This is a genomic window from Acidobacteriota bacterium, assembly GCA_016713675.1.
Lineage (GTDB): Bacteria > Acidobacteriota > Blastocatellia > Pyrinomonadales > Pyrinomonadaceae > OLB17.
In genome coordinates, this window is sequence record JADJOS010000004.1 from 670,138 (window position 1) to 696,368 (window position 26,231).

A 26,231-nucleotide genomic window follows, 5' to 3' on the forward strand; every position below is an offset into this window, starting at 1 on the left:
GCGATCGACTTCGACCGCTGCCATTCCTTTTCGAGATTGGCGTAACGGTTGTTCGTCGTCAGATATTTGCGTGCCTCGTTGTCGATCTGTACGGCAAGCGGATCTTTGAGAATTTCGAGGGTCTTGGCCAGCAGATAATACGCATCGCCGTCACGCGGGCTGGCGGCGATGGCGTTTCTGAGCTGGCCGCAGCCTCGCCGTAATTCTCGCTCAAAAACAGCGTGGCTCCGTAATTGAATCGAATATTCGCATCATCGGGTGCGGACTCAGACGCTTTTCTCAAGAGCCCTATTCCCTCGGTCAACAATGCCGCTGCCTTTGCCGGATTTTTCTTTTCCGAACGCGATGCCGCAACCGCGATCGCGCCCAACGCGTTGTACACGCTCGTCAGCTTCAGGTCGTCCGCTAACGGCCGAAGCGTCGCCAGGGCCGATTCAAAATTGCCCTGCTGCCACTGTATCAGCCCGATATAGAACGAGGCCTCGGCAAAGGTTTCGTCGTTACACGACCGCCTTGCTCTCAGCCTTGGCCTTGTCGACGCATTGCTGATGAGCGTTGATGACGCGTTCAAATGAGTCGATCGACTCATTGAATTTCCGCTGATTTAGGTATATGTGCCCGAGTTCGAGTGCCGCATCAGAGTAGATGGCGTCGGGCGTCGCTTCGGCAAAGAGCCGTAAGGCGTTCTTGAAATAATTCTCGCGGGCCTCCATCGCCGGCGTCAACAGGCCTTTGATATATGCCTCGAACGCACGCCCCGGCACTTTGGTCGCCATCGTCACGAGATCGTTCTGCGAGAACGCAAGCGATTTGTCGCGTTGATACAATATCTGATACGCGACCTGACCCTGTATCGTCTGCAAATTGCCGAGCGCGTCGCCCACACTGATGTCACGCGTGATCCGGCGGCCGTCTGCCAACTCTTCGTTCATAAAACGGCCCTCGTTCACACGAACGATCTTTGCCGTCACATTTATCGTCGCCGCCGTTTCGCCCTGGGCAGGAATGATGTTGTATTTGCCGGCGATCAGGATAGTGGCATTGCTCTCGCGCGCGAGCTTAAGCGAGGTCGCAAGGCTCGGCAGATTGGTTAGCGGTATCCGCAATCTCTGCTGTATCAGTTTGCGCTCTTCGTTCGAGACAACATTTAACGCCGGAATGCGCAGCAGATCCGATAGCGAGTCGGCAAAACTCTCGCCGACCCAATTGAATTCGGCCTTTTGCGTCGTGTTCTCAAACGGCAAGACCATCACCGTATCGGTCTGTGCGAAAGCAGCAAATGCGGCAAATAATGTGATGGCAAATATGATCGCGGATCGTTTTAGCATTTATATCCCCTAAACTAAAAAATTCGCTTCGGGTAGAAGCGAATTTTCGTATATGTCTTATGATGCAAAACCTATCAATAAAGATGGTATCCGGTACGGGATTTGAACCCGTGTTGCCGCCGTGAAAGGGCGGTGTCCTAACCCCTAGACGAACCGGACACAACAGATCGCCCATCAAAAGGCGAACGATAAGATTACCGCACGAGCGAAATGCTGTCAAAGGCGCTCGATAAAGTAGTCGAAGATTGTTCAACTCGGCATCGATTGGCTGAAACAGGCAGCAGGCAGTATTCTGGTCTTTTGATCCAAGTCAGCTGTTCCTATTAACGACCGCAAGCGGTTCAACATTCCTGACGAGGGCATGACCATTTTCCGGCCGCCCCGGCACATACCGCCCGCAAGGCTCGGAGTCGGCATCGAGGTATTCGAGCACGGCAAAACTGCGATCCGCGAATGGAAAATGTTCGACCTCGGTTGGGTCGAATTGATAAGCAGCGACATACCTATCGAAACAGGACAAACCGTGGCTATTCTCGTCAGTCACTACGGATTTTATTCGCTCAATGCCGCTCGGATCGTTTATACGATCAACGAACCGAACAAATTTGGATTTGCATACGGCACGCTGACCGAACACGGCGAGATCGGCGAAGAGCGATTTTCCGTCGAATATAACGCCGATTCCGACGAAGTCTGGTACGACATTTTCGCTTTTTCCCGTCCCGCGGCGTTACTCGCCAAGATCGGCTATCCGATCAGCCGTTCGCTCCAAAAGGCCTTTGCTCAAGATTCAAAAATGGCTATGCAAAGAGCCGTCAGCCAGGCCAAGAATTCGTGATTTCGTGGTAAAGTCGTTTAAATGAAAAGAGTATTCCTGATCGACGCGATGTCGCATATCTTTCGTGCGTTCTTTGCCCCGATGGGCATGCGGCAGGAGCCAATGCACAACAGCAAAGGCCAGGTCACGCAGGCCGTGTTCGTCTTTACTAACATGCTGCGCAAGCTGATAAACGACGAAAAGCCCGACTACATCGCCGCCGTTTGGGACACCGCCGTGCCGACATTTCGCCACGACGCGTTCGAGGCATACAAAGCCAACCGCGAAGCGATGCCCGACGATCTCGCTTCTCAACTGCCGTATATCGAAAAGGTGTGCGAGGCGTTCGGCGTGCCGATCCTGAAAATGGACGGCTACGAGGCCGACGACGTCATCGGCACATTTGCGCAGGAATGTGAAAAAAAGAAAATGCAGGCGGTCATTGTCTCCAATGACAAGGACCTCTGCCAACTTGTTCGCGATCCGTACATCATCGCAATGCGGCAGAATTCGCAAAATCTCAAACGGAAAGTGCCCGTTCCGCCGATCGAATGGTGTGACGAGGCCTGGGTCACAAACAAATTCGGCGTGCCGCCAAACAAGATCATCGATCTGCTCGGCTTGATGGGCGATGCCGTCGACAATATCCCTGGAGCTCCCGGAATCGGTGCCAAAGGTGCGCTAAAACTCGTCCTCGAATATGGCTCAGCACTCGAAGCAATGGAGCGGGCCGAGGAGATCTCGCACAAGACCTATCGCGAGAGCCTACAGAACAACCAGACGATAATCAAACAGTCGCTCGAACTCGCAACGGTCCACTGCGAAGTGCCGATGACCATCGACATCGAGGCCCTCAAGGCCGGCCATCCCGACCGCCAAAAGGCATACGAGCTTTTCCGGGAGCTTGAGTTCAAGACCCTGACCAACGAATTCGCCGGCCCGGGCTCGGCATCTGCGGCTGCCGCTGCCGAATACACCGGTGAGCCGAGCGGCGGCGGACTCTTTGACGCCCAGATCGCCCGCAGCGAAGCCAATGCGACGGCAAAGTATGAGGTCATAACGAACCGCGATGCCCTCGACAAACTCACTCGCCGCCTATTTGAAGCCGACAGTTGGAGCTTTCTCGCAAACGACGCCAACACCAACGAAAAAGCGAGCTGCTACGGAAAAGAAGCTCCGCTCGGGCTTGGCATCGGGCTCGGCAATGGCGAGGCTTTCTACATCGATCTCGAAAATTTCGAAGGCGGCATCGAAGCCGCCAAGGGAACGCTTAAGGATATTTTGACGAACGGTTTTCTCGAAAAATCGGCTTACGACGAAAAGCGAAATCTCGGCCCGCTGCTCGCCCTCGATATCCGTCCCGAATCGGTCAAAGACGACATTCTCATCGCCGCATACCTGCTCGAATCGACGCGTTCGACGTACCCTATCCCGTTCCTTGCTCAGATCTACGCCGATACCGACGCAGCGTTCGCCGTCCCCGAGGGCTTTGACGAAGCCGCGTTCCGGACGGCCGAAAACGCCGATTTTATCGCCCGTCTGACGCCGATAATGCGCGGAAAGCTGCGGGAGAACGGCCTCGAGAACATCTATACCGACATCGAACTACCGCTGATACCGATCCTCGCCGACATTGAGCTCGTCGGCATGAAGGTCGACGGCGAAAGCCTGACCGTGTTCTCCGAGTTCATCTCAAAAGAACTGGAAACGCTCCGCGAGAAGATAACCGCGATCGCCGGCCGTGAATTCAATATAGGTTCGCCCAAACAGGTCGGCGAGATCTTCGGCGAACTCAACATCGAGACCGGCCGCAAAACGGCTACCGGCCAGATCTCGACGAGCCACGACGTGCTTGTCGAACTCGCCGAAACTTATGAGATCGCCCAGCACATCATCGACTATCGCGAGCTCGACAAGCTACGCGCGACCTACGCCGACGCTCTGCCAAAAATGATCGCTGACGACGGCCGCATTCACGGTGCGCTCAATCAGACGGTCGCCGCCACCGGCCGCCTAAGTTCGACCGAGCCAAATCTGCAGAACATTCCCGTCCGCACCGAACTCGGCCAGCGCATCCGCAAGGCATTCATTCCGGAGAAAGGAAACAAGCTCATCTCCGCCGACTATTCGCAGCTCGAACTGAGAATTCTCGCCCACATTACGCAAGACGCGAATATGCTCGCCGCGTTCAAGAACAACGAGGACATACACGCCCAGACGGCGAGGCTCGTTTTCGGAGCGACGACCGAAAAAGAGATGAAAGAGAAACGCCGTCTCGCCAAGATCGTCAATTTCGGCATCGCCTACGCCGTCGAGGCGTTTGGCCTGTCGCAGCGGGTCGGCATCAGTCGCAGCGAAGCAAAACAGGTCATCGCCGACTATTTTGAAACGTACAAAGGCATCCGCGAATACATGGACCGCACGCCCGTCGAGGCCCGCGAAAAGGGATACATATCATCGCTCTTCGGCCGCCGGCGTTATTTCCCGTCGATCAACGACCGCAATTTCGCCGTCCGCTCGCGTGCCGAACGCGAAGCTATAAACATGCCCATCCAGGGCACCGCAAGCGACATCGTCAAGATCGCTATGATCCGCGTTGCCAATGCCCTCAGGGCCGAAAAGCTGCAAACAAAAATGATCATGCAGGTGCACGACGAACTGCTCTTCGAGGGCCCGGAGTCCGAGGTCGACGCCGCCAAGGTCCTCATCAAACGAGAAATGGAAGCCGCCGCCACTCTCGACGTGCCGCTCGTCGTCGAGATCGGTGTCGGCGACGATTGGATGAACGCGAAATAAGCAGAGGTTTCCCCTGCAGTACGCCATCAATTGCATGAGCCCTGCGAAACCTCTGTATCGAAACGTACATACTTCCTCGGTATTACAGAATAGTATTGTTTTCAGGAGGCATTTATGAATACTGAAAATAACACTTTGATAGAAAAGAAAGATCCGGTATCGAAGCCAGAAGCACCGGACACGCCCAATCCGACGGAGCCCGAAGGCATTCCGCATGTACCTGAAGAACCGGATCCGTATCCCGTCGTCGATCCGCCGATCGATCCGGACAACCCGTTTCCTCAACCGGAACCCGATCCCTTCCGGGAACCTGTTCCCGGCGCACCGCCAAATGTGATCTTTTGATCGAAGAAAAAGCCCTACTGAAAATTCAGCAGGGCTTTTTGCTTCTGGCTTCTGGCTTCGAACCCTACCTCTTGATCGCATCGCCGACCGCTTCGACCGCGTCGCCGACACCGCGTTTCACTTTGCCCCAGGTTTCCTGTGCGTCGCCCGCAGCGTTCTGGGCCTCGCCTTCGGCCTCGAGTTTCGGATCGTTCGTCACCTCGCCGGCCTTGTCCTTGACCCAGCCCTTCGCCTGTTCCCATTTTCCTTCGACTTCGTCTTTATTTGGTATTGACATAGTTTTTCTCCTTACTCGTTCAGATTAGGACAATCGTTTTGGTCAGTCTGTTCGTTTGAATACAGACGGCGGCCAAACACCTTAGATTCCTTTTCATTCGGATATACATTCTGGTATGTTGGCAGTTAGATTATCGTATATCATCGACGGTAGCGGTCGGCATTGACTTTGGCATTCGGAGCACATTCATGAAAGGCGTTTACAGTTCACTTCTTCTTTTGATTCTTTGTCTCTCGTCAAATGGTCAGGTCAAGCACTCGACGGTAGTAGCATTTGACACCGAATATAAGACTGCCGAATTTACCGATCCGGCGAGGCTCGACAAGATCAAACAAACATTTCCTGCGATCGAAAAGATCGTCAAGGAGCACGCGGCAAAGAATCACTTTCCCAGCGTGGCGTTTGGCGTGGTCGTCGATGGAAAGCTCGTTTTTTCCGGCACCGACGGCTATACGGACGTCGAAAAGAAGATCCCTGTTACCACCTCCTCGCTATTCCGGATCGCGTCGATGAGCAAGAGTTTCACGGCAATGGCTATCCTAAAACTTCGCGACGACGGCAAGCTCAAACTTGACGATCCGGCCTATCTCTACGTGCCTGAGCTGAAAGATCAGAAATACCCGACCGCCGATTCGACGCACATTACCATCCGCCAACTCCTGACGCACGGAGCCGGATTTCCGGAGGACAACCCGTGGGGCGACCGTCAACTGGCCGACACTAACAAAGAGCTTTCGGCTCTGCTGAACGGCAAGATCTCATTTTCAAACCCGCCGGAAATCGCTTACGAGTATGCCAATCTCGGCTTCGCCCTTTTGGGCCGCATCATCACGAAGGCTTCGGGCAAACCTTATCAGCAATACATTCGCGACAATATCTGGCGGCCGCTGGGAATGACGACCTCAGAGTGGGAATACGGCAATGTTGCACCCGACAAACTGGCTCACGGCTATCGCTGGCTGAACGAAAAGTGGAACGAAGAAACGCTGCTTCACGACACTCCCGACGGCTCGTGGGGCTCTATGGGCGGTATGATCTCGTCGATCGATGAATTCAGTAAGTATATGGCGCTTCACTTGTCGGCGTGGCCACCGTCAAATGCCGCCGAAACGGGCCCGATCAAGCGAAGTTCCGTTCGCGAAATGCAGCATCCATGGCGTTTCATCGGCCTGCTGCCCAATTTCACTTATCCCGGCGGACGAACATGCGCCGCGGCCGGTGCCTACGGATACGGTCTCTCCTGGCTCCGCGATTGCGACAACCGCGTTTACCTGGCTCACGGCGGAGGACTGCCCGGCTTCGGCAGCCATTGGCGGATAATGCCGGAATACGGCATCGGTGTCGTCGCTTTCGGCAATGTCACCTATGCGAGCCTCGGCGGCATCACGCTGCAGGTTCTCGACCTGATGGTCAAGAACGCCGACCTCAAACCGCGCCAACTGCCCGTCTCAAACATACTCGCCCAGCGAAAAGCCGAGCTGCTCAAGATAATTCCGGCCTGGGAAAACGCCGAAAAGAGCGGCATCTTCGCCGAAAACTTTTTCCCCGATTATCCGATCGACATTCTCAAGAAAGACTACGCCGCCCTGTGGGCAAAAGCCGGCAAGATCATCTCCGTCAAGGAACTGATCCCCGAGAACCAGCTTCGCGGAACTTTCATCATCGAGGGCGAGAACGCAAATATCCTTGTCTATTTCACACTCAGCCCCGAAAATCCGCCGCTGATCCAGGAACTAAGAGTCCGCGAGCTACCAAAGTCCACAGCCCCGAAACCCGCACCTTAGGAAAGGTGTTTTTCCGAGGCTCGCGTCCTTGCACAAGCCCGCACGATAGTAAGGGCGTATCGAGCACCTTAAACCTAAAAAACACCTTTCGTTGCATTCACAATACGCTTGACAATGCACGATACATTCATATATTATGTTCGTACGCCCGTATCAAACGCGGGTAGTAGCCAAAATGTACCAAGACAACACATATTACGACGCCGATAGATACGATTCCTCCGCCGATCGAAAAGAAGATCAAAAACAGAAACAGCTCCACGAAAAGCTCAAACAGCAGAATCCTGAGCTATATTGCAGCACCGGAGCACTTCAGAGTTTTCCCGTAAATGACTGGCTGCGAGACATCAAGCCCGCATACCGCCCCGAATATCTATTCGGCGATCTGTGGCGTCCGGGCGATGTCACGGTATTGGCCGGTGAAACAGGCGTTGGAAAGAGCATCCTCGCCGTTCAGATCGCCGAATCGATCGCCCGCGGCAAAAAGCCGTTCCGCGAACCGCAGCAACAGATGTCGTTCGGCCCGCCAACGCCGCCCGTGGCAAAACTTTTCCCGCATCCGCGACGCCAACGAGTTCTCTATCTCGACCTCGAAACCTCGCCCGCCAAGATGCGCGAACGATACACGTGCCCTTCTCCAATTCTCGGAAAATTGCCCGTCAGCTACCGCTTCGCAGCCTTCTTCGAACGCTCAGGCTACGCCGAAGATCTTAAGGCTCCCGAACACTTCCGCGGAGACATGGCACGATACCTGCGGCATTCGGTCGATCTCGCGATCCGCTATTCCGAAGCCAACGTCTTCATCATCGACGACCTCGCCGCCCTCGAACCATCCGCCCCACGCTCCAACGGCCCGGCGCGCTGGCTCCGCAACTTCCGCAAAATGGCTGCCCTCCACGGCTGCTCGATCCTCGTCCTCACACACCTCAAAAGCTCCCCGCCGCGTCCGGCTCGCGGTCTTAGCTCCCCTCCTTACCAAGGAGGGGTGGCCGCCTTGGGCGGACGGGGTGGTTCTCTCCGCCCACTTTCTCTCACCAACCTCTCCCTCGGCCGCCAAGTCGCCGAACTAGCCGACACCGTCGTCGCCATCGGCCGCACCACATTCGGCCCCGAATACCGCTATATAAAGGTGCTCAAATCAAAGAACGGACCGCGAGCGGAAAACGGAGAACTGAAAGTGGAAAATGGTCCCGGGCATTCTCAATTCTCAATTCTCAACTCTCAATTGGCCGCGGTTCGGCCGGAACATTCTCCATTCTCAATTCTCAACTCTCAATTCCCCTACGCCCCTGTCCTCGCCTTCCAACTAGAACGCACCACCGGATTTTCCGACAAACAACCGTGCCGCAAACGCCTGAGCGCTCCCAACTCTGACTCGTCACTTGTCACTCATCACTCGTCACTGGCTGCTCCGCAGCCCTTCCTCGGCTTCACCTACCTCGGCCCCGCCACCGAACACGACCTCATCCGCGACCACACCGCCGATCTAAGCTCCCCTCCTGCCCGAGGAGGGGTGGACGGCCTTGCCGGACGGGGTGGTGGGAGGCTAGCCCAACGCGCCCACGAACGCTCCCTCAAGCGTCTATCGAAGCGCAGCAGCAAAGAGGTCTTAGTTGACGAAGTCATCGACGGCAGCTATATGAAGTATTTAAAAGGAGAGAGGTAAGGTCCGCTTTCCGCATTCTGATGATGGAAGTTATGCAAGATATTCGAAAGGGGAGAGGTAAGATCCGCCATAAATAGTGTAAAAACTCTACTCAGTTAGTAATTAAGTTGTTGACAATTATATAATTACGAGTAATATTATTACAAGGTTGTAATATTACAACCAGGGGAATATATGACTGGTCGAGAATTAAAGGAATATCGGAAGAATAGTCGCCTTACCCAAGACGAAGCAGCGAAGGTTCTAGGAGTTTCACAAACCTATCTTTCTCTGCTCGAGAGTGACAAGCGCCGCCTTACCGAAAGGCTGAAAAAGAAGCTTGTTAAAAAGATGCATGTTCGACCCACGGAACTACCGGCCAAAACAAAGGACCATAAAGTTACCAAGGTGTCCGATGATCAACTCACGGGGGATCTGGCTGCCCTAGGATACAAAGGGTTTTCTCATTGGAAGCCTTCACAACTGAAGAATCCTGCGGACGTTCTTCTTTCGGCACTCAATGCAGACAAGCGAGACGCACGTCTGGTCGAAGCTCTTCCCTGGCTGCTTTTCGAGTTCCCCGACCTCGAATGGAACTCCGTCGTAATGACCGCCAAAGCTCACGATCTGCAGAACCGCCTGGGATTTGTAACCAGTGTCGCCAGACGAATGGCCGAGAGACATGGCAAGAAAGCCACCGCGCAAAAACTCGAAAGCTATGAGGCTGGACTAGAGCGTTCTAAACTCGAAATGGTAGGAACACTATGCAATGAAACAATGACAAACGCCGAGAGAAAATGGCTCGCCACCCACAGCACAAAAGAAGCAAAACACTGGCACTTGCTTTCCGATCTTTCACCGCGATATCTGGATCACTATGTTGATTAACAAGCCGCCCGAACCCTGGCGTTCTTTTCTAAAGGACATCGACGAGTTCGTCGGCGAAGAGACACATTTACATCTCATCGGCGGCTTTGTTGTTACCGTCATCTATGGTTCAACGCGTCAGACCCGCGACCTTGATGCGCTGACCGCCATCAGATTCGATCCAAACCTCCTCGAACATGCCGGTCAGGGATCGCCGCTTCACAAACAGCACAAAGTTTACCTCGATCCCGTCGGAGTCGCCACGCCGCCCGAAGACTACACCGACCGCCTCACAGAGGTATTCGCCGGCCAATACAAAAACCTAAAGCTCTACGCACTCGACCCATACGACATTGCCCTCACCAAGCTAGAACGCAACACAGAACGCGATCGCGACGACGTAAAACACCTAGCCCGCGTCGTGCCGCTTGAGCTGGATGTGTTGCGTGACCGCTATTACGACGAACTCCGCGTCTACCTTGGCAACCCCGACCGCGAAGATCTTACACTAAAGCTCTGGATCGAAATGATCGAGGAAGAACGCTAGAAAAGCACTAGTACCAACTCCACCGCCACCCAACCCTACCACCCAACCCTAACCGCCTTCCTAGCCACGCTCCGCGATCAGGAAAAGGATTAAATGTTCCCTGTTCGCTGTTCGTTGTTCGCAATTGGCTGTTCACCGTTCGTTGTTCGTTATGGACTGTTATGCTCTGAATCGAAATAATCGAAGAGGCGGGTGAAACCATAATTTGAAGTGCGTCATGGCATCAAGGCTCTCAGCTCCTCAATCGACAAAACGGGCTTACGACGGTGAAGCATCTTGTGGCAATTTGCACATACTGGTCGCAAGTCCTTAATCGGATTAATTTTGTATTCACGTTTAATGTCAGCGATAGGCTTTAAGTGGTGGACTTCAATAAAGTTCCTTCCGCGATCACCATACGTTGCTCCGAAATCAAATCTGCAAACTTCACATTTGTAACCATAATGTTCAATGCAGTCATTACGAGCCTCGGTACTCCGGTCATAGGTCCATGTAGTAGTCTTTTTAGGCTTGCCCTCCGAGTATTCCCGAACGGCCTTTAGGTCCATTGTGGTGAAGGAAAATCGAATATCGTCCTGTATGATTGCGAACAGATCGTCAACAATTAAATCAGGAAGTGACACTCCGCTGGCCTGTGACGTCCAATGGTAGTTTGGATACCGCTGGATTAAATAGTCTAAAGGTATGATTGGTTCCGCTGACAGAGCCTTGAAGAGGAGGTCGGTTCGCGGAGCCATTACCCCACTTGTCCTCTTTTCTTCGTTCCAATGTGGCATAGAATAGGGCAGGGACGAAATGTACCCGCAACCCAAAATACCTTTAGGTTCTTTGCCCAAACGTATCAGAATGAAACGGTCGCCAATTCTCACTGAGCGTGTACTTAAGCAACTCCAAAACACATCATATCTATCGCCATTAACCACACAGTCTGCCGCATAATCGATATCATCCCAATTCCAATTTTTGGGGTTCCAAACATATAGGTATGAAGCCATAGTATTAACGATTTCTTCCGAACCCTACCGCGCCGGACCCTGATGCACCTAACGAAGCGACGTTTCGGAGATTTATGCTCACGGATTCCCGCAACATGGGATCTTCAAAATAAAGTGATTCGAGATATCGCTTTGCCTTTGAGGCTATATGAACACGGTTTGTTATCTCGCCGACCTTGTTTGTAATCTCACCATCAGCAACGATAAGACCTCGGTCTACAAGAGAACTAATCGACCCATACGCTTCATAAGATAGCCACTTATGTTCAAACGCTAGTGGGGGTTGGAGGGTCGGCAAAAATCTTAAGGAGCAAGGCTTCGTTTTCTGTAATCTGTTTGATTGCATGAGAAAACAAACTCCAGGTACGCAGCTCCTTAAGAACAACATCCACCGCTGCCCGAGCTAATGTCGCATCCGCTCCATCAAACTCAACTTGGTCTATCACCTCGCGTGCTGGGTGCACTAGATTTCGGTAAACACGTAGAACTGAAGAGAGCTCAGTTTTCCGAATGACTCCTAGAGCCTTTGCGTTCTCGATGATCTCTACAAACGTCAGCTTGTTGACGCTCTTAATATCGTACTTCCCAGAGGAGATTAAAGCATCGCTCAATGCACCTTCAATGATGCTTCCCGAAAGTACAAGTACAGATTTTGGCGTGTTGGAAGGAATTAGTTTCCTTAGTTCCTCATAGTCACGAGCGACTAGCTTACTAAGTTCGGGATGCGATAAGAAGTTTATTTCTAGTTCTGGGAAGTCATTTGAAGACATGTGACGATTCTAACAGAGTTAATGAGAAGGATGCACCTAACATGCGGGAACCCAAAAAGCCTCGCCGTTTTCACGACGAGGCTTTTAGTTTGTACGCCCTTACTAGCGTGCGGGCTTTAGAAATAGCTGATTATTCAGCAACTGCCATCGACTTGTCTTCTTTCTTCTCGCGTTTCAAACCACCGATCTGGACCATTGGTTCGGCTTTGATCTGGGCTTTGTCCATGACCATTTGCTGGTAGAGTTTACGCATCATCTGCATTTCCTCGGCAGCGGTCTTGGGGCCTTCCATTTCCGGTTTGTTCGGACGGGCCAGATCGACCTCGTTCAGCACGAGGCTGTGCGAAGCGTCGCCCATTTCGACATTCTTTCCGCGGGCGAAAACGTCGTGACGGCCGTGCTCTTTGTACCACTGAGCGACGGTCGCATTTTGGTGCATGTGCTCGATGATGTTGCGCCATCCGATGCCGGTGTTATATGCACAGAACGAGATCTCGCCCTCTTGCGTGCCGTACGGGATGATGCACATTTCGGTGCGGCGGAAATCGTAATTGAACAGATCCTGGAACCACATTCCGGCGATAAACAGGAAGTTCCAGGGGTCCTGACGGCGTTTCTCGATGTCTTCGATCGTGCGGTCCGGTCCGACCTTACCGTAATCTTTGCCCGAGAGGCCAAACGACTTGTCGAACTTCTTGAGGATGCCGCCGAGCGTCAACGATTTGGGTGCACCGTACGGATTGTAATTTTTGAGCAATGCGAGGCCCATCATGATGTTCGAGAACCACTTGCCGCGGTTCGTATCGGTGATGTGCTGCATGTCCTTGACGAGGCCCGGGATCGAAAGGAACTGCGGCACAGGTGCCATTTCCTTTGTTTCCTTGTTGACCATCACGGCCGTGCCGACGCCGCAGTTCGGGTGGCAGCCGCAGCTGACCTGTCCCCAATCGCTCTCAGGACCGTGAACAACGTCCGCAAAATCGGCGAACGCTCCCATCAACGAAAGCGGGAACCAATCGCGTGTCGGTTCGGTGATGCCGACCTGATCCTGCACGTCATGTGCGAGGTGGGCCAGCGTATAACGCTGCTGCAGACGACGCTGCTCGGTGATCAGTTCGTCGCGGCCGGTGAACGACACAGGCTGGAACGCGATGAACGAGATCTTTTTAGGATTTTCGAGTGCGAAACGGATGATCGTTCCGACCTGATCGTTATTGACGCCGTTTACAAGCGTTGTGACCAGGATGATGTCGACGCCGGCTTCGTGCAGGTTGTTGATCGCACGGAGTTTGACGTCAAACAGGTTGCCGATCTGGCGGTGCGAGTTGGCGTCGTTGCCGATACCGTCGAACTGCAGATAGACAAAGCGAAGGCCCGCTTCGGCGGCTTCGCGGCAGAATTCTTTCGATTTTGCGAACTCAATACCGTTCGTCGCGGCCTGGACCGAGTTGTAACCAACTTTACGTGCATAACGCACTGCATCTAAGAAGTAAGGACTGAGCGTAGGCTCGCCGCCCGAGTACTGGACCGACATCTGACGACGCGGTTTGATCTGGATCGCATTGTCGAGAATCTCGGAGACGTCTTCCATGCTCAGCTCGTGAACGAAGCCAACCTGGTTGGCGTCCATGAAGCTACGGGTCGCACATCATGTTGCAGCGGTTGGTCAGATCGACCGTCAAAACCGCTCCGCGGCCATATTTGACCGACGACGTGCCGTGATTGTGCAATTTCTCATCATTATGAGCTTCGATATCGCGGCCGGGGAAGAGGCCTTCGATGTGCGTCAGGAATTTAGCATCGATCGCCATCATGTCTTCAAAATGGCCGTGCGTCGGACAATCTTTGATCATCCAGACCTCATTATCACGTTCGATGATCTGGGCCTTGATCTCGCCGACCTTTTCGTTGATCAGCAACGAGACCTCTTTCTCACCGGCGAGGATCGATTCACGCGCCTCGATGACGCAGTTGGGACACAACGAATCCGTCATCCGCGGGAAACCAAGCGTCGGCTTCGATTTCTGCCACGATTTAAGCAAAGGCTTGTCCGACCACTTCGGAATGAACGATGCGTTAGGCTTAAACTGGTTGACCGATTTCACAGCGTTAAAAACGCCGCTCGCGACATACGTCAATCCCTTCTCAAAATGCTTTACAGCTCTCATAATAAATTATCTCCAAAATAAAAACGCTATGCGTTAAGGCCGCACTTCAGTCGTGGTAAAATATACCAACAATCATCAAAATTCCCACTATATTCTACGATTTCCAAGATTACCAAGGCGGCACGCGTGTACGCGATTTATATTGCAAGCGTTGTGCCACGGGTCGAGCACATTGCAATATGTAACATCTTTATTTGCAACGTATTACGGCGTCCAATTTTGTATTCATTGAAATATCGTCGCGAGTCACTTTGACACACAATGCGAATTTAGGCGTGTCAGGGATCTATTTGACACAGAATCTCCTGATCTTTGGGCTTCGCACGGTTACGACTCGAAATCGAAAATCAAGGCGAGCAAACAATAGAGTTATAATTTTTTCATTTTTCGCTTTACAAGTGTTTTTCTTTATGCTATTGTTTCAAACACTTCAAGGGATTTTGGGGTTCGACTAACAATTTAGCGTTTTTGGTTAATTGGTTCGCCGGAAACCAGCCGGTAGTTTTAAGTCCCGTTTTATGGTGATCAGATTCGGAACATCAGGCTGGCGTGCGATCATCGCGGATGATTTCACATTTGAAAATGTCCGGCTAGTCACCAACTCGATCTGCAGTTATTTGACAACCAAACAAGAGCGAACGCTCGTGATCGGCAACGATTCACGGTTCATGGGCGAGAAGTTCGTCGCCGTCGCCGCTGAGATCGCCGCCGCAAAAGGCTTTCGCGTACTGCGATGCACTGGTCCGACGCCTACGCCGACCATTTCGCACGCGATACGGTTGCAGGGTGCGGCGGGCGGGATGAATTTCACCGCGTCGCACAATCCGCCTGAATATCAGGGGATAAAGTTTTCGACCGCCGACGGAGCCCCGGCTTTGCCTGAGATCACGAAGCAGATCGAAGAAGGCATTGAAAAAAAGATCAAAGCCGCAGAGGCGACAGGCGGCTCGATCGAAGATTTTGATCCGTGTCCGGCGTACCTAGATGATTTGAAAACCAAGATCCGTTTCGACGTGATCGCCGCCGCGAAAAGCCGCTACGCAGACGATGCGATATACGGCACGGGCCGCGGATATTTGGACAAAGGCCTTCGCGATCACGGGATCGAGGTCGAAACGATACACGACTGGCGTGACGTGACATTCGGCGGGCAGCCGCCGGAGCCGGGCGAAGAGCATCTCGCCGAGCTTCGCGAAAAGGTTAAGGCGAACGGCCTCACATTGGGCCTCGCGACTGACGGAGATGGCGACAGATTCGGCGTGATCGACGCCAACGGCGAGTTCATCACGCCAAACAGATTGGTCGCGTTATTGACAGATTATCTTGTAGAGAGTCGCGGCTGGACGAACGGCGTGGCGCGTAGCGTGGCGACATCGCACCAGGTCGATCGCGTCGCAAAAGCAAGAGGAATAAAGCTTTACGAGACGCCGGTGGGCTTCAAATACATTGGCGAGTTGATAAATAAGGACGAGATCATCCTCGGCGGCGAAGAGTCCGCCGGACTCTCGATACGCGGGCATTACCCCGAGAAAGACGGGATCCTCGCATGCCTTTTGGCCGCCGAAGCGGTCGCCGAACGGCAGACGACATTGACAGAGCAGCTCAACGAGCTTTACCGCCGCGACGGCAAACTCGAATCCGGCCGCATCGGCGTCAAACTGACGCCCGACGTCGCCGCCAAGCTGAAAGACAAGCTCGCACAAGAGCCGAGCGACATCGCGGGCCGCCGAATTGAAAACATTAACCGTCTCGACGGCGTCAAGTTCCTCTTCGAGAACAACGCCTGGATGCTGATGCGTCCCAGCGGGACGGAGCCGATGGTGAGGATATACGCCGAGAGCGAAAGCCAGAGCGACCTCGATGCCCTGCTCGCAGCGGGCCGGGATTACCTGATGAATTGATATGCGAAAGCAGGCAGCGAAAAATACAAAGCAAACGCGTAAAGCGCCGATCTGGGCGGCGGTTGTGATCGTGCTTGGGATGACGCTGATGCTTGGTTTGACAATAAATTATCGTGCGTACACGACGATGAGCGGGGAAATTCGCGAGAACGACCAGCTCTCGACACAGATCCAGAGCCTGACAGACGAAAATCTGCAGCTTCAGGACGAGATACACAATTTGAAGACCGATCCTAAGGTCATCGAACGCGAGGCTAAGCGGCTGGGCATGGCTCTCGCACCGAAAAAAAGTTTCCGTGCCGGGGAACTGAACGAAGCGGAGAAGTTTGTTCACCGACACACATCCAGCCAATAACAATCTGCCTTTTGCCTATCAACTCCGCGTGGCCTACAGCAAATCCTATCTGTTAATTAGCGGCTTGAGTTTCCCGAACTCAAGCCGCACTTCTTTGTATTTTTAAGAGATTTAACCCGCGAATAGACAAACCGCGAAAAGACAACACAACGAAATCGGAAATCAATTGCTTCGTTTCGTGACTTTAGCGCTTTTCGCGGTTAAAACTCTTATCTTCTAGCCGACCTCGGTATGAATCGTCGTATAATCAACCAAATGAAATTATCTGTAAACGCCATCGCGTCGATCTTTATTCTATTTGGTTCGCTCTTTTCGCAGAGCGACGAGGGGAATGTGCCGAGGGAGTGGCGGACGGTGGCGGAGGAGACGGGGTATGCGAAGACTTCGACGTATGCGCAGGCGGTGGCGTTTGCGAAGAGGTTGGACGCGGCTTCGCGGGATGTTGTTTATAAGAGCTACGGCAAGAGCGGCGAGGGGCGGGATATGCCGCTGCTGATCGCGGCGGCGGGCGGGGCTTTTACGCCGGAGCTGGCGCGGAAACAGGGCAAGGCCGTCGTGCTCGTGCAGGCCGGTATCCACGCCGGCGAGATCGACGGCAAGGACGCCGGGCTCGCGCTGTTTCGCGACATCGCCATTACAAGAACGCGCGCCGATCTTTTGAAGGACGTCGTCATCCTGTTCGAGGTCATCTACAACGTCGATGGCCACGAAAACTCGAACGCCTACATGCGCATCAATCAAAACGGACCCGACGAGATGGGCTTTCGCGCAAACGCGACCAATCTCAACCTAAACCGCGACTACATGAAAGCCGACGCCCCCGAAACCCGTGCCTGGTTGGGGCTGTGGAACACTTGGCGGCCCGACGTTTTCATAGACTGCCACGTCACCGACGGCGGACTTTCAGTACAACGTAACGTATGAGTACGCGCATTTTCAGGAAGTAAGCGTGCCGATCGCCGTATGGATGGACGAACACTTCGACAAACGCGTCGTGCCAAAGGTCGAGAAAGAAGGCAATTTGCTCACGCACTACATAGAGTTCGCCGGCCGCGAGATCACTAGCGGGATCGCGACATTTATTGCGACTCCAAGATACGCAACCGGCTACGCCGCAATCCGCAATCGCCCGGGCCTTTTGATCGAAACGCACGTTTACAAGCCGTTCAAGTCACGAGTACGCGGAACGTATGATGTGCTGCGGCACTTTATCGAGGAGATCGGCAGTTCGAAGCAGAGTCTATTTGACGCGATTCAGATCGCAGACGAAGAGACGAAGTTTCGCGGAAGCAGCTACAACGCAGCGGCTCGATTCCCTCTCATGCTCGGCGTCACTAACAAGCCAACCGAGATCGCGTTCAAGGGCCTCGAATACAAGATCGAAGACAGCGACATCTCCGGCGGCAAACGCATCGTTTACGGCACCACGCCGAAGAATTACACGATCAAGAAATTCGACGAAGGCAAAGTGGAACGCAGCGTTGTTCCGCCGCTTTATTACATCGTCCCGCCGCAATATAAAGACGTGATCGAGGTTCTGCGTCTGCACGGAGTGAAATTCGAAACCCTAAAGGCCGCACGAACCGTAGAGGTCGATAGCTATAAACTAACCGAACCAAAATGGTCCACAAACTCATTCGAAAACCGCATCACGCTCACGTCCAAACAAACCGTGATCAAAGAGTCGCGAACCTTCGCCGCCGGTTCAATCCTCATTCCAATGGATCAGGAAGCCGCAAACGTCGCGATCCATCTCCTCGAACCAAACGGCCCTGATTCATTTGTTTACTGGGGTTTCTTCAACTCGATCTTCGAGCAAAAAGAATACGGCGAAAGCTATCAGATCGAAAAACTCGCCAAAGAAATGCTCGCCGCTGACCTAAAACTAAAAGCGGAGTTCGAGGCTCGATTGAAGGACGAATCCTTCGCCAAAAGCCCGCGTGCAAGACTAACCTTCTTCTACGACCGCTCGCCGTATTACTTAAATCAGGAGGTTGGGATCTATCCTGTTGGACGAATATTGACTATCCTACGCTAATTGTTGGGGTTATAATATTTACGATGGCTCGACTTCTCGACGAATTTATCGGTATTACCGAAGCTCTCAATACACGCGGGATCGATTACGCGGTCTGTGGCGGTTGGGCGATGGCCATACACGGTTTTCTCAGGACGACGATCGATATTGACTTGATCATCCTATCCGAAGATCTCGACGCCGTTATGGAAACTGCGCGTTCGCTCGGATTTGATATCGAAGGATTACCGCTGAATTTTGACAACGGCGAGACGCTCATCCGGCGTATTTCAAAGATCGATCACGCGACGAAAGAATTGATCACGCTTGATTTTATTCTCGCTACAGAAAAGTACGAGGACGTGTGGAAGGATCGCCGTTTGGTAAAATGGAATGCGGGTGAGTATCGCGTGGTCTCGGTTGCTGGAATGAAAGTAATGAAAGAAGCAGCTGGAAGGCCCAAAGATCTGATCGATCTTGATTATTTGCGAGGTTTAGACGATGAAGATTGATATGTCGCCGCAGGCCGTGACAAATCGGATGGAAATGCTCGACCAGCTCTGGGAACTGGCGGTCGCACTTAAAACATCCGACCTCACAAATTCACGATTGATCGAGGATCTCGAAAAGGCCGGTAAGAACGAAAAAGACGAGCGTGTGCTCGTCTGATAAAGTTTGGTGGAGATGAGGAGGGTCGAACTCCTGGCCTCTGCATTGCGAACGCAGCGCTCTGCCAACTGAGCTACATCCCCACGCGAATCTTGATAATAAGAACCCGCGTGGGGTCTGTCAAGGTAAATGGTGGGAGACACTAGCGGGAGATAGCCGGTGACCGCTCGTTGATTCTAATATCGTGTTAGAACAAGTCTTAGCGGCATTAAGTAACGGCCGTGAAAAATGTCGTTTGCCTTGCCCTTGGTTTTCGCATCATTTATCCGCGCGATATTGTCATATGCAGTTGAACCGCATATTCCTGAAGAATTCGAGTCCATGATCCAAGTATTTGCATCAGGGTGCGTAACAAGCATGTAGCCAAGATCACTCAACGTTCCCTTGCCGGCGTGATATCCCACATATCGTGCATAATCGGTCGAGATCGGCATGCTGCCGACCAGCCCTTCGCAGCGGCTTGAACCAATCGCCATGGTCTGCAGATATTGTCCGGATCTCACAAAGGTAAGGAAATACGAGCTGCCGCTTGTCGAGCCGGCCAACGGTGCCCCGACGGGTTCAACCGGCGTCGAGTAATATGCTGTCGCCGTTCGGTTGCCAGTCTTAAAGCTCAGCACACCCGTGGATAGAAATGAGGCTGCCACGCCCTGACTTCCGTGGACGTATGTGCCACCGCCGTCCGAAGCGAATCCGAACAATCCCTGGCTCACAAGGTCATCGATCACAACATCAAGATTGACTTGAGCCGGCTGACTACCCGGTTTTTGCGCAAAGGCTCCCAATATGAGGGTTAAAACAACGATGACGGTCATTAACGTCCTCACTTTTATTGTCATAATTTTTTCCTTTTAACTAAACGCTATGCCAAAGACCAGATCAGAACCGCGTTATCATTCAAGACCGGCCGCAGCCCTCACCAAAACATTTGAAAGAAATTCTCTTTTGGGCTTACAATACGTGCAAGAATACAAAGAAGCGAAGTTCGTGTCCTTAAGGAATCCTAAAGTTTCTCTAAAAGATTGCTAAGTGCGATGAACGGCCGTCCCAAACCAATATACGAGTTCGGTGAGTACCGCATGATCCCGACGGAACGAGTACTCTTGGAAGATGGAATTCCGATTCAACTTCCGCCCAAGGCATTTGAAATTTTGGTTGTACTGGTCGAAAACGCCGGTGAACTAGTCGACAACAAGGATATGTTGGAGAAGGTGTGGCCCGACAGCTTTGTTGAAGAATCGAATATCCATGTTCAAATGTCCTCGATCCGGAAAGTTCTAGGCGAGAATGGCAAACGCAATTACATTGAAACTGTTCCAAAGACCGGCTATCGATTCATTGCAGAAGTAGCCGTATCAACGAAAGTCTCTGTTTCACCCACCGTTTCAAACGGCGAATCTGAAAACGGATCTGAAAAGTCTGAAATAGCTGATACTGCGATACCTTACGAAGTTGAACCTAACGGTTCACGAGGGAAAGATTCGGTTTTGATCAATCGCAAACCGAGTCGTTTGCGAATTGCCGCTGTCGCAATCTTAATTGGAGCCGCGTTAATTGGCGGCTATTTTCTTTATCGATCGATTTACACGAAGGACTCTAAGCAACCGACGCTGGTGCGGGTACCCGGAACCGAACAAAGTTCTTCAACAGTGATCTCCCCAATGGTGAATTCTTTGCTCACGAGACTAAAAGGATGGAAAAACGGCATTGACGATGACGAATATCGGCAGCAACAGCAGTGTCCAGCTTCTACCTTTCGAGAACGTCGATTACGGTGGAATGAAATTCTCTCGAGATAGTAGTTTTTTGTATTTCGTAAAGAAAGTTGCCACCGTACCCGCGTTGTTCAAGATCCCGATCCTAGGACGCGAACCAACAATGGTGCTTGAAAATGTCGGATATGCGTTCAGTTTTTCGCCAGACGGGGACAGATTCTGTTTCGTTCGAAAGATTTCTGAGAGCGAATCGGCGATTGTAATAGTGAATGCTGACGGCTCCAGCGAACGAATTGTCGCCTCGAGAAAGGCTCCAGGACATTTTCGCGAAGGCTCAATTTCTTGGTCGCCAGCCGGAAATTTGATAGCGATCGCGGCTGAAGATATCAAGGGCAAAGGCGAAGTAACATTGATCGGTGTTGACGTGGAAACAGGCGTTGAAAAGCCCCTTTCGAATAAAAAATGGAACTTATGCAACGGTCTCGAATGGATTGGTGACGGCACCGGACTCGTCGCCGGCCTAACCGACGCCGACGGCTCCCCTCTGCAAATTTGGTTTATCCCGCATCCCGCAGGCGAACCGAGCAAAATCACCAACGACCTTAACAATTATGGGTCGATAAGTGTCACACGTAATAGTGACACAATATTTGCCGTTCAGTTTAGTGACGAATCGAGCCTTTGGGTAACCCCAAACGGCCAGCCAACTCTATCTCAACGGATCACCGAAGGAAAGCATCATCTGTTCAAATGGGTACGTTGGACAACCGAAGGACGGTTGCTTTTTGGATCGAGTCTTGGCGGCCGTCGGGATGTTTGGGCCATGAATCGGGACGGTTCAGGCTTGGTGCAATTGACAGCGGATGCATCCAAAAATGTAATGCCGGTGGCTAGTGGGGACGGGCAGTACATTGTGTTCGGATCGACTCGGGGCGAAGATCACGCATATCACCTATGGCGAGCCAATTCCAATGGTCGGGAACCCCAACAACTGACCTTTGGTATCGAGGAATTAGATCCGGATATTACGCCCGATGGGCGGTGGGTCTTCTATACAAGCGGTAAATTGAATGGCCCGCTTGAGGAAAAGTCGATCTGGAAAGTGTCAATAGACGGCGGTGAACCAACAAGGTTCATCGAGAAACCTGCTCGAGCCCCGGACGTTTCACCTGACGGAAAATTTCTGCTTTTTTGGTATAAGTCCGATGAAAAGACGCCGTGGAGTGCCGCGATCTTTCCACTAGATGGAGATCAACCGGCCAAGACTCTGAGCATTTCTCCGGGTGCACCCATACACTGGACAACAGACGGTAAAGGCGTCTCTTATCTCGTTACGGTCGCCGGCGTCTCGAACATTTGGACACTTCCGATCGACGGCAAGCCTGCTCGACAAGAAACCAATTTTACGACTGACGATATATTCGATTTTGATTGGTCGAACGACGGCGTGCTTGTCAGTTCACGGATTTCCCGGCCCAGGGACGTAGTGTCTATCCGCAATTTCAGATAATTTCTTGAATTTGAACGCCGACGTTTTGCGGACTTACTTAAAACAACTGCGGAAGTTGTTGCCGCGCTATTGAACACCCGCGGGCAGTAGCGAGCCTTTGGGGTCGCTGGCGTAGGCGTAGCCGTCTTCGATTTTGCCGATGATGCCGTGGAACGTGATCTCTTCGCCGCCTAGTACGACGACGACGTCGCCCGGGCTGCACGATTTTTCGTCCACTTTGAATTTAATGATCGTAGCGTTCCCGTTCTCGGCGGAAACAGATTCGTATTCGAATGTATCAGCGTTAAAGCTGAGCGTCTGACAAAATGCAACTTCCATAAAGATATTTAACCACGAAACACACGAAAGACACTAAAATAGGACATAAACTAATTGAAAATTCCTATTTTTTGTGGCTTTCGTGTATTTCGTGGTTAGCTACTTAGCAGCAACTCGACCGAGATCGCGTCGTGATCGGATAGAGGAATGTTCTCAGCGTCGATGAGTTCGCCGATGGTTTTAGGCTGCGTTCCGGGAGCGATCGATAGACCGCGGGCGGCGAACCAGTCGAGGCGTGTATGCACGATCCCGCCGACCCTTCCGGCCGCCCAGAAAATGAACGGGAAACACCATTCCGGCACCCAATCGCGGAGGTTCGTGTTCTTTTCGATGCTTTCAATGTGATAATGAAGCGTACCGTGGCCAATGTTGTTGAGGTCGCGAAAATTGAAATCGCGAGATTCTATCGAACTGAAAAGCCGCTTTTCGAAATAGCGTTCGGGATGCGGCAGATGGTTGAGTGCAACATTCCTCGGCCCCATTGCGACCCGCCGAAAATAGCCGAATATCGCTCGTGTTCCGCTCTGTGAATTAAATCCTGTGGTGTTCCAATCACCGCCGATCAGTGTCGGTATTTTTGGCAGCGTGTCGAGATGATCGAGAATGATCTTCATCTGAGCGACCCTATGTGCACGCGAACAATGGGCGTCAAGATGGATCGTCACCGCGCGAAAAGTGCCCGACGGATGCTCGATATCGGCAAACAGGGCTCGCAGATATCCTAGCCGTTTTTCCTTGCCCCACATCTTGTCCTTTCCGTTCGGGAGCGGCACGGCGTGGACGTTCGTCATCGGCCATGGCGAAAACATCGCCAACCCATGGATCGAACGCGTATTTTCGCCCGCCATCTCAGATTCAACGCCGCTTCCCTTTTGCAAAGCTACGTAAACGGGTGCGAACGCGTAGTTGAGATCCAACTCGCGAGCGATCTCCTGTGCCACAAACCGGTTCCCGCTCCGCGCCATGCCGTAATCGAGTTCGGTTAATAGGTAAACATCTTTATTATTAAGCTCGTCGTGCTTTTTCAGGGCGTCGATTATACCTTCGAACCGATTGCCGCGTTCGATGTTCCACGCGAGAGTGTTGATCGTCCCCGGCTTAGCAACAGCACGCGGCAAAGTCAGATCCTCGACTACGACAGCATTCAGTATCTGCTCGACCTCGGGCCTGATCTGTTTGTACAGTTCCGACGCCTCCATTTCACGAGTGGATTCGAATTTCAACAATTCGGGAAAATGTTGATTTAGATCGTGATCAAGTATCGCGGGCGGACCTGTATAGCTGGCATCGGATGACGTCATAGAAAGCTCAAGGATACGCGAACGACGGTCGATAATGAAATGGGATCAATCATCGTATCGTTCTTTTACAGGGGCAACGGCGAGGAAATCATCGGTGATCCGTGTCGTGTAAACCTCCAGCAGTTCGTCGATACGCTTTTGCTTGGGCGAGCGGAAAATGAGGCCGACATGCTTTGGTTTGTTGACCTTATAGACGATCTCTTCGTCGTTGTATGCGGATGTATCGGGTTCGTCAACATTCGCGAGGGCGAGAGTAATACCAGCGAAATCCTTACGGAGTTTCGGCACCTTGTACGGTTGTTCGTCGGTCGCGGTCTCGAGTTTCGCCCATTCGCGCCAGAGGTTAAAATTGCACGCGTGTTCCAAGACATTGGCGATGTATGCACCGCCGACACGGCACGCGACCTCCAGTAAATAGAACTCGCCGGTCGCATCGCTCTGCAAAAACTCGGCGTGCGTTACGCCGCGTTCATAATTGAACGCCATCAGCAATGCTCGATTTAGCGTTTCGAGCTGCTTTCTGAGCTTAGAATTATAAGGCACGATCGACGACGTAAACACGCCGCCGTAGTGCGACACTTTGAAAGGCGTCGTACCGTACTGACTGACGCCGCACGCAACAACTTTACCGCCCTCAACGACCGAATCAATATGAAAAACACGTCCTTCGATGAATCGTTCCACAAGGAACTGTGACGGATGATCTCGCCAATTATTACGGTTGTCGAGGTCGGTAAGTACGTTCCAAACCTCCTCAACAGTCTCGCATTTGCGGATGCCGAATGCCGAAACTTCGTGCCTCGGCTTTACTATCCATGGGGCGGGAACGTCTGTGAGGAATTCGTTGATCTTTTCCGCGTTGAATGCTCCGATAAACTCAGGGCACGGTATCCCGGCCTTAAATGCGGTATTGCGCATTGTAAGTTTGTCACGAAATCGAAGTGCCTGCGAACGGCTTAGTCCCGGCATTGCAAGATGTTCGCGAGTCATCGCGGCCGTCAGAACGTCGAATTCGTCCAAACCGACTACTCGGTCGATAACTCTTGATCCGGCGATATTCGTTACTGTTCGGACATAATCGAGAACCCCGGCGTCATCCTCGACGGTCTTGACCTCATCGATCGCGGTCCATGTCCAGGGCGAATCGAGCAGCTTTTTGCGCGTTACCAACGTCACGCTCCAACCCGCATTTTGTGCCTCGTCGAGAAATTCGTTCCCCTTGAACTCGCTTGCTATCGCGACTATGTGATTCTTCATAAATTAGACGCACGGAACCACTAGTTTCTCGGATGCGTATTTTATTTTGAAGTAAAAGAATGGCACAATTTAGCGAATGAAACAACAAAAATGCGAGGTTTCATGCACTTATTTGGGAAGTCGACGGCTGTTTTATGGAAAATTTTGATCTTGTAAATTTACTCAGCAATCTTATTCCATATGTCGTGGTCTTGCTGCTTGCAATTTCCTGCCACGAGGCGGGACATGCCTGGATGTCGTGGAAATATGGTGACGATACGGCGTATATGCTTGGCCGTGTCACTATAAATCCGGTCGCTCATACCGATCCGATCGGAACTCTGCTGATACCGATCGCCAGCTTTGTCCTGACCTTTACTACCGGAGCTCGGGTTCCGCTTATCGGCTGGGGGAAGCCAACGCCGGTCAATCCGCGTAATTGGACAAAGTATAAGCAGGCAAATGTAATGGTCTCGATCGCAGGGATCGGTGCAAATCTGATACTAGCTACGGCCGGCTTCGCAATATTCAAAACGCTTCTGGAAACAGACACGATCAATGCAGTCAATGCTCGCGAAGGCATGGTGAAAGTCGCGGTCATTTTCCTCAATTATCTTATCTTCTTGAACGTTTCGCTCGCAGTTTTCAATCTACTTCCGTTCCCCCCGTTGGACGGCAGCAAAGTGCTGCAGACATTTTTACCGTCGAGTTTTCAACCAATTTTCGACATGCTCGAACAATATGGTTTCCTTATACTGATGTTGCTGGTATATATGGGCGTGATCGGACTGGCAATGTATCCCTTTTATATTTTCGTTGACTATCTGCTTTATACGCGCTGGTTTTAGTTTTGCCGACTGGACGCAGGCT

25 protein-coding genes, 2 tRNA genes and 1 pseudogene are annotated in these 26,231 nt (G+C 52.2%); 16 read left to right on the forward strand and 12 right to left on the reverse strand.

The annotated features are described in order from the left end of the window. Positions 1-58: 58 nt before the first annotated feature. The 3 genes from IPK01_16485 to IPK01_16495 all read right to left on the reverse strand — a co-directional run bounded on the left by IPK01_16485 (position 59) and on the right by IPK01_16495 (position 1,487). The gene (locus IPK01_16485) at positions 59-589 is read right to left on the reverse strand and encodes a hypothetical protein (GenBank protein ID MBK7935034.1); all 531 of its coding nucleotides are present in this window, start codon (positions 587-589) and stop codon (positions 59-61) included. Beyond that, on the reverse strand, positions 501-1,328 hold the full coding sequence (locus IPK01_16490; protein ID MBK7935035.1) for a hypothetical protein: 828 nt from the start codon (positions 1,326-1,328) through the stop codon (positions 501-503). The genes IPK01_16485 and IPK01_16490 overlap by 89 nt, the downstream gene beginning before the upstream one ends. Positions 1,329-1,412: 84 nt before the next feature. After that, positions 1,413-1,487 (reverse strand) — tRNA-Glu (locus tag IPK01_16495). Between the two features lie 202 nt (positions 1,488-1,689). Here IPK01_16495 and IPK01_16500 point away from each other — a divergent pair. The 3 genes from IPK01_16500 (at position 1,690) to IPK01_16510 (ending at position 5,286) form a co-directional block, all read left to right on the forward strand. Next, a complete protein-coding gene (locus tag IPK01_16500) occupies positions 1,690-2,166 on the forward strand; it encodes a DUF1990 domain-containing protein (protein MBK7935036.1) in 477 nt (158 codons plus the stop codon). Between the two features lie 21 nt (positions 2,167-2,187). Further along, a complete protein-coding gene (gene polA / locus IPK01_16505; GenBank protein MBK7935037.1) occupies positions 2,188-4,941 on the forward strand; it encodes a DNA polymerase I in 2,754 nt (917 codons plus the stop codon). 114 nt (positions 4,942-5,055) lie between these two features. After that, positions 5,056-5,286: a hypothetical protein gene (locus tag IPK01_16510; GenBank protein ID MBK7935038.1), complete on the forward strand. Its 231-nt coding sequence runs from the start codon at positions 5,056-5,058 to the stop codon at positions 5,284-5,286. Between the two features lie 64 nt (positions 5,287-5,350). Here IPK01_16510 and IPK01_16515 read toward each other — a convergent pair whose 3' ends face one another. Then, entirely contained in the window at positions 5,351-5,563 is a 213-nt protein-coding gene (locus IPK01_16515) for a CsbD family protein (GenBank protein ID MBK7935039.1), read from the reverse strand. Positions 5,564-5,751: 188 nt separating this feature from the next. On the opposite strand from IPK01_16515, the gene IPK01_16520 reads away from it, so the two are divergent. The 4 genes from IPK01_16520 (at position 5,752) to IPK01_16535 (ending at position 10,406) form a co-directional block, all read left to right on the forward strand. Further along, positions 5,752-7,347: a serine hydrolase gene (locus IPK01_16520; GenBank protein ID MBK7935040.1), complete on the forward strand. Its 1,596-nt coding sequence runs from the start codon at positions 5,752-5,754 to the stop codon at positions 7,345-7,347. Between the two features lie 175 nt (positions 7,348-7,522). After that, on the forward strand, positions 7,523-9,013 hold the full coding sequence (locus IPK01_16525) for an AAA family ATPase (GenBank protein MBK7935041.1): 1,491 nt from the start codon (positions 7,523-7,525) through the stop codon (positions 9,011-9,013). 174 nt (positions 9,014-9,187) lie between these two features. Continuing rightward, positions 9,188-9,880, forward strand: coding sequence for a helix-turn-helix transcriptional regulator (locus IPK01_16530; protein ID MBK7935042.1), 693 nt, complete (start codon positions 9,188-9,190; stop codon positions 9,878-9,880). Further along, the gene (locus tag IPK01_16535) at positions 9,870-10,406 is read left to right on the forward strand and encodes a hypothetical protein (GenBank protein MBK7935043.1); all 537 of its coding nucleotides are present in this window, start codon (positions 9,870-9,872) and stop codon (positions 10,404-10,406) included. Before IPK01_16530 ends, IPK01_16535 begins: the two co-directional genes overlap by 11 nt. 215 nt (positions 10,407-10,621) lie before the next feature. On the opposite strand, the gene IPK01_16540 is transcribed toward IPK01_16535, so the two are convergent. The 3 genes and pseudogenes from IPK01_16540 to IPK01_16550 form a co-directional block, all read right to left on the reverse strand. Next, positions 10,622-11,182: an HNH endonuclease gene (locus tag IPK01_16540; protein ID MBK7935044.1), complete on the reverse strand. Its 561-nt coding sequence runs from the start codon at positions 11,180-11,182 to the stop codon at positions 10,622-10,624. A 485-nt stretch (positions 11,183-11,667) separates the two neighbouring features. Beyond that, entirely contained in the window at positions 11,668-12,171 is a 504-nt protein-coding gene (locus IPK01_16545; GenBank protein MBK7935045.1) for a hypothetical protein, read from the reverse strand. 130 nt (positions 12,172-12,301) lie between these two features. Then, positions 12,302-14,339: pseudogene (locus IPK01_16550) on the reverse strand (radical SAM protein). 518 nt (positions 14,340-14,857) lie between these two features. Here IPK01_16550 and IPK01_16555 point away from each other — a divergent pair. From IPK01_16555 to IPK01_16580, 6 genes are all read left to right on the forward strand, one after another. After that, on the forward strand, positions 14,858-16,240 hold the full coding sequence (locus tag IPK01_16555; protein ID MBK7935046.1) for a phosphoglucomutase/phosphomannomutase family protein: 1,383 nt from the start codon (positions 14,858-14,860) through the stop codon (positions 16,238-16,240). Between the two features lies 1 nt (position 16,241). After that, positions 16,242-16,595 (forward strand): septum formation initiator family protein, encoded by a 354-nt coding sequence (locus tag IPK01_16560; protein MBK7935047.1) that lies wholly within the window; start codon positions 16,242-16,244, stop codon positions 16,593-16,595. 255 nt (positions 16,596-16,850) lie between these two features. Then, on the forward strand, positions 16,851-17,519 hold the full coding sequence (locus tag IPK01_16565; GenBank protein ID MBK7935048.1) for a hypothetical protein: 669 nt from the start codon (positions 16,851-16,853) through the stop codon (positions 17,517-17,519). A gap of 25 nt (positions 17,520-17,544) precedes the next feature. Next, positions 17,545-18,633, forward strand: a complete 1,089-nt coding sequence (locus IPK01_16570; GenBank protein MBK7935049.1) for a hypothetical protein — start codon at positions 17,545-17,547, stop codon at positions 18,631-18,633. 23 nt (positions 18,634-18,656) lie between these two features. Beyond that, entirely contained in the window at positions 18,657-19,124 is a 468-nt protein-coding gene (locus tag IPK01_16575) for a hypothetical protein (protein MBK7935050.1), read from the forward strand. Then, a complete protein-coding gene (locus IPK01_16580) occupies positions 19,114-19,281 on the forward strand; it encodes a hypothetical protein (GenBank protein ID MBK7935051.1) in 168 nt (55 codons plus the stop codon). Before IPK01_16575 ends, IPK01_16580 begins: the two co-directional genes overlap by 11 nt. Positions 19,282-19,288: 7 nt before the next feature. Here the strand turns inward: IPK01_16580 and IPK01_16585 are convergent. After that, positions 19,289-19,364: transfer RNA gene (locus IPK01_16585), tRNA-Ala, on the reverse strand. Positions 19,365-19,457: 93 nt separating this feature from the next. After that, positions 19,458-20,120, reverse strand: coding sequence for a hypothetical protein (locus IPK01_16590; GenBank protein MBK7935052.1), 663 nt, complete (start codon positions 20,118-20,120; stop codon positions 19,458-19,460). 240 nt (positions 20,121-20,360) lie between these two features. Here IPK01_16590 and IPK01_16595 point away from each other — a divergent pair, with 240 nt between their 5' ends. After that, positions 20,361-21,080 carry a winged helix-turn-helix domain-containing protein gene (locus IPK01_16595; GenBank protein MBK7935053.1) on the forward strand — a complete coding sequence of 240 codons (720 nt, stop codon included), beginning with the start codon at positions 20,361-20,363 and terminating at the stop codon, positions 21,078-21,080. Beyond that, positions 20,995-22,506, forward strand: coding sequence for a PD40 domain-containing protein (locus IPK01_16600; GenBank protein MBK7935054.1), 1,512 nt, complete (start codon positions 20,995-20,997; stop codon positions 22,504-22,506). Before IPK01_16595 ends, IPK01_16600 begins: the two co-directional genes overlap by 86 nt. A 66-nt stretch (positions 22,507-22,572) precedes the next feature. Here the strand turns inward: IPK01_16600 and IPK01_16605 are convergent, their stop codons facing one another. From IPK01_16605 to IPK01_16615, 3 genes are all read right to left on the reverse strand, one after another. After that, entirely contained in the window at positions 22,573-22,824 is a 252-nt protein-coding gene (locus IPK01_16605) for a hypothetical protein (GenBank protein ID MBK7935055.1), read from the reverse strand. A gap of 95 nt (positions 22,825-22,919) precedes the next feature. Further along, complete coding sequence (locus IPK01_16610) at positions 22,920-24,125, reverse strand: hypothetical protein (protein MBK7935056.1); 1,206 nt, start codon at positions 24,123-24,125, stop codon at positions 22,920-22,922. Positions 24,126-24,170: 45 nt separating this feature from the next. Beyond that, on the reverse strand, positions 24,171-25,382 hold the full coding sequence (locus IPK01_16615) for an ATP-grasp domain-containing protein (GenBank protein MBK7935057.1): 1,212 nt from the start codon (positions 25,380-25,382) through the stop codon (positions 24,171-24,173). Between the two features lie 134 nt (positions 25,383-25,516). On the opposite strand from IPK01_16615, the gene IPK01_16620 reads away from it, so the two are divergent. Continuing rightward, positions 25,517-26,209 carry a site-2 protease family protein gene (locus tag IPK01_16620; GenBank protein ID MBK7935058.1) on the forward strand — a complete coding sequence of 231 codons (693 nt, stop codon included), beginning with the start codon at positions 25,517-25,519 and terminating at the stop codon, positions 26,207-26,209. Positions 26,210-26,231: the final 22 nt, after the last annotated feature.

Excerpts from the sequence above, each read along its gene's own strand:
- IPK01_16490 (MBK7935035.1), bottom strand. The coding sequence starts at position 1,328 with ATGCTAAAACGATCCGCGATCATATTTGCCATCACATTATTTGCCGCA.
- IPK01_16540 (MBK7935044.1), bottom strand. The coding sequence starts at position 11,182 with ATGCCACATTGGAACGAAGAAAAGAGGACAAGTGGGGTAATGGCTCCG.
- IPK01_16575 (MBK7935050.1), top strand. The coding sequence starts at position 18,657 with ATGGCTCGACTTCTCGACGAATTTATCGGTATTACCGAAGCTCTCAAT.
- IPK01_16600 (MBK7935054.1), top strand. The coding sequence starts at position 20,995 with ATGACGAATATCGGCAGCAACAGCAGTGTCCAGCTTCTACCTTTCGAG.
- IPK01_16545 (MBK7935045.1), bottom strand. The coding sequence starts at position 12,171 with ATGTCTTCAAATGACTTCCCAGAACTAGAAATAAACTTCTTATCGCAT.
- IPK01_16580 (MBK7935051.1), top strand. The coding sequence starts at position 19,114 with ATGAAGATTGATATGTCGCCGCAGGCCGTGACAAATCGGATGGAAATG.
- IPK01_16615 (MBK7935057.1), bottom strand. The coding sequence starts at position 25,382 with ATGAAGAATCACATAGTCGCGATAGCAAGCGAGTTCAAGGGGAACGAA.
- IPK01_16515 (MBK7935039.1), bottom strand. The coding sequence starts at position 5,563 with ATGTCAATACCAAATAAAGACGAAGTCGAAGGAAAATGGGAACAGGCG.
- IPK01_16530 (MBK7935042.1), top strand. The coding sequence starts at position 9,188 with ATGACTGGTCGAGAATTAAAGGAATATCGGAAGAATAGTCGCCTTACC.
- IPK01_16525 (MBK7935041.1), top strand. The coding sequence starts at position 7,523 with ATGTACCAAGACAACACATATTACGACGCCGATAGATACGATTCCTCC.
- IPK01_16590 (MBK7935052.1), bottom strand. The coding sequence starts at position 20,120 with ATGACAATAAAAGTGAGGACGTTAATGACCGTCATCGTTGTTTTAACC.
- IPK01_16500 (MBK7935036.1), top strand. The coding sequence starts at position 1,690 with ATGACCATTTTCCGGCCGCCCCGGCACATACCGCCCGCAAGGCTCGGA.
- IPK01_16555 (MBK7935046.1), top strand. The coding sequence starts at position 14,858 with ATGGTGATCAGATTCGGAACATCAGGCTGGCGTGCGATCATCGCGGAT.
- IPK01_16560 (MBK7935047.1), top strand. The coding sequence starts at position 16,242 with ATGCGAAAGCAGGCAGCGAAAAATACAAAGCAAACGCGTAAAGCGCCG.
- IPK01_16535 (MBK7935043.1), top strand. The coding sequence starts at position 9,870 with ATGTTGATTAACAAGCCGCCCGAACCCTGGCGTTCTTTTCTAAAGGAC.
- polA (MBK7935037.1), top strand. The coding sequence starts at position 2,188 with ATGAAAAGAGTATTCCTGATCGACGCGATGTCGCATATCTTTCGTGCG.
- IPK01_16620 (MBK7935058.1), top strand. The coding sequence starts at position 25,517 with ATGGAAAATTTTGATCTTGTAAATTTACTCAGCAATCTTATTCCATAT.
- IPK01_16510 (MBK7935038.1), top strand. The coding sequence starts at position 5,056 with ATGAATACTGAAAATAACACTTTGATAGAAAAGAAAGATCCGGTATCG.
- IPK01_16485 (MBK7935034.1), bottom strand. The coding sequence starts at position 589 with ATGAGTCGATCGACTCATTTGAACGCGTCATCAACGCTCATCAGCAAT.
- IPK01_16610 (MBK7935056.1), bottom strand. The coding sequence starts at position 24,125 with ATGACGTCATCCGATGCCAGCTATACAGGTCCGCCCGCGATACTTGAT.
- IPK01_16605 (MBK7935055.1), bottom strand. The coding sequence starts at position 22,824 with ATGGAAGTTGCATTTTGTCAGACGCTCAGCTTTAACGCTGATACATTC.
- IPK01_16595 (MBK7935053.1), top strand. The coding sequence starts at position 20,361 with ATGATCCCGACGGAACGAGTACTCTTGGAAGATGGAATTCCGATTCAA.
- IPK01_16520 (MBK7935040.1), top strand. The coding sequence starts at position 5,752 with ATGAAAGGCGTTTACAGTTCACTTCTTCTTTTGATTCTTTGTCTCTCG.
- IPK01_16565 (MBK7935048.1), top strand. The coding sequence starts at position 16,851 with ATGAAATTATCTGTAAACGCCATCGCGTCGATCTTTATTCTATTTGGT.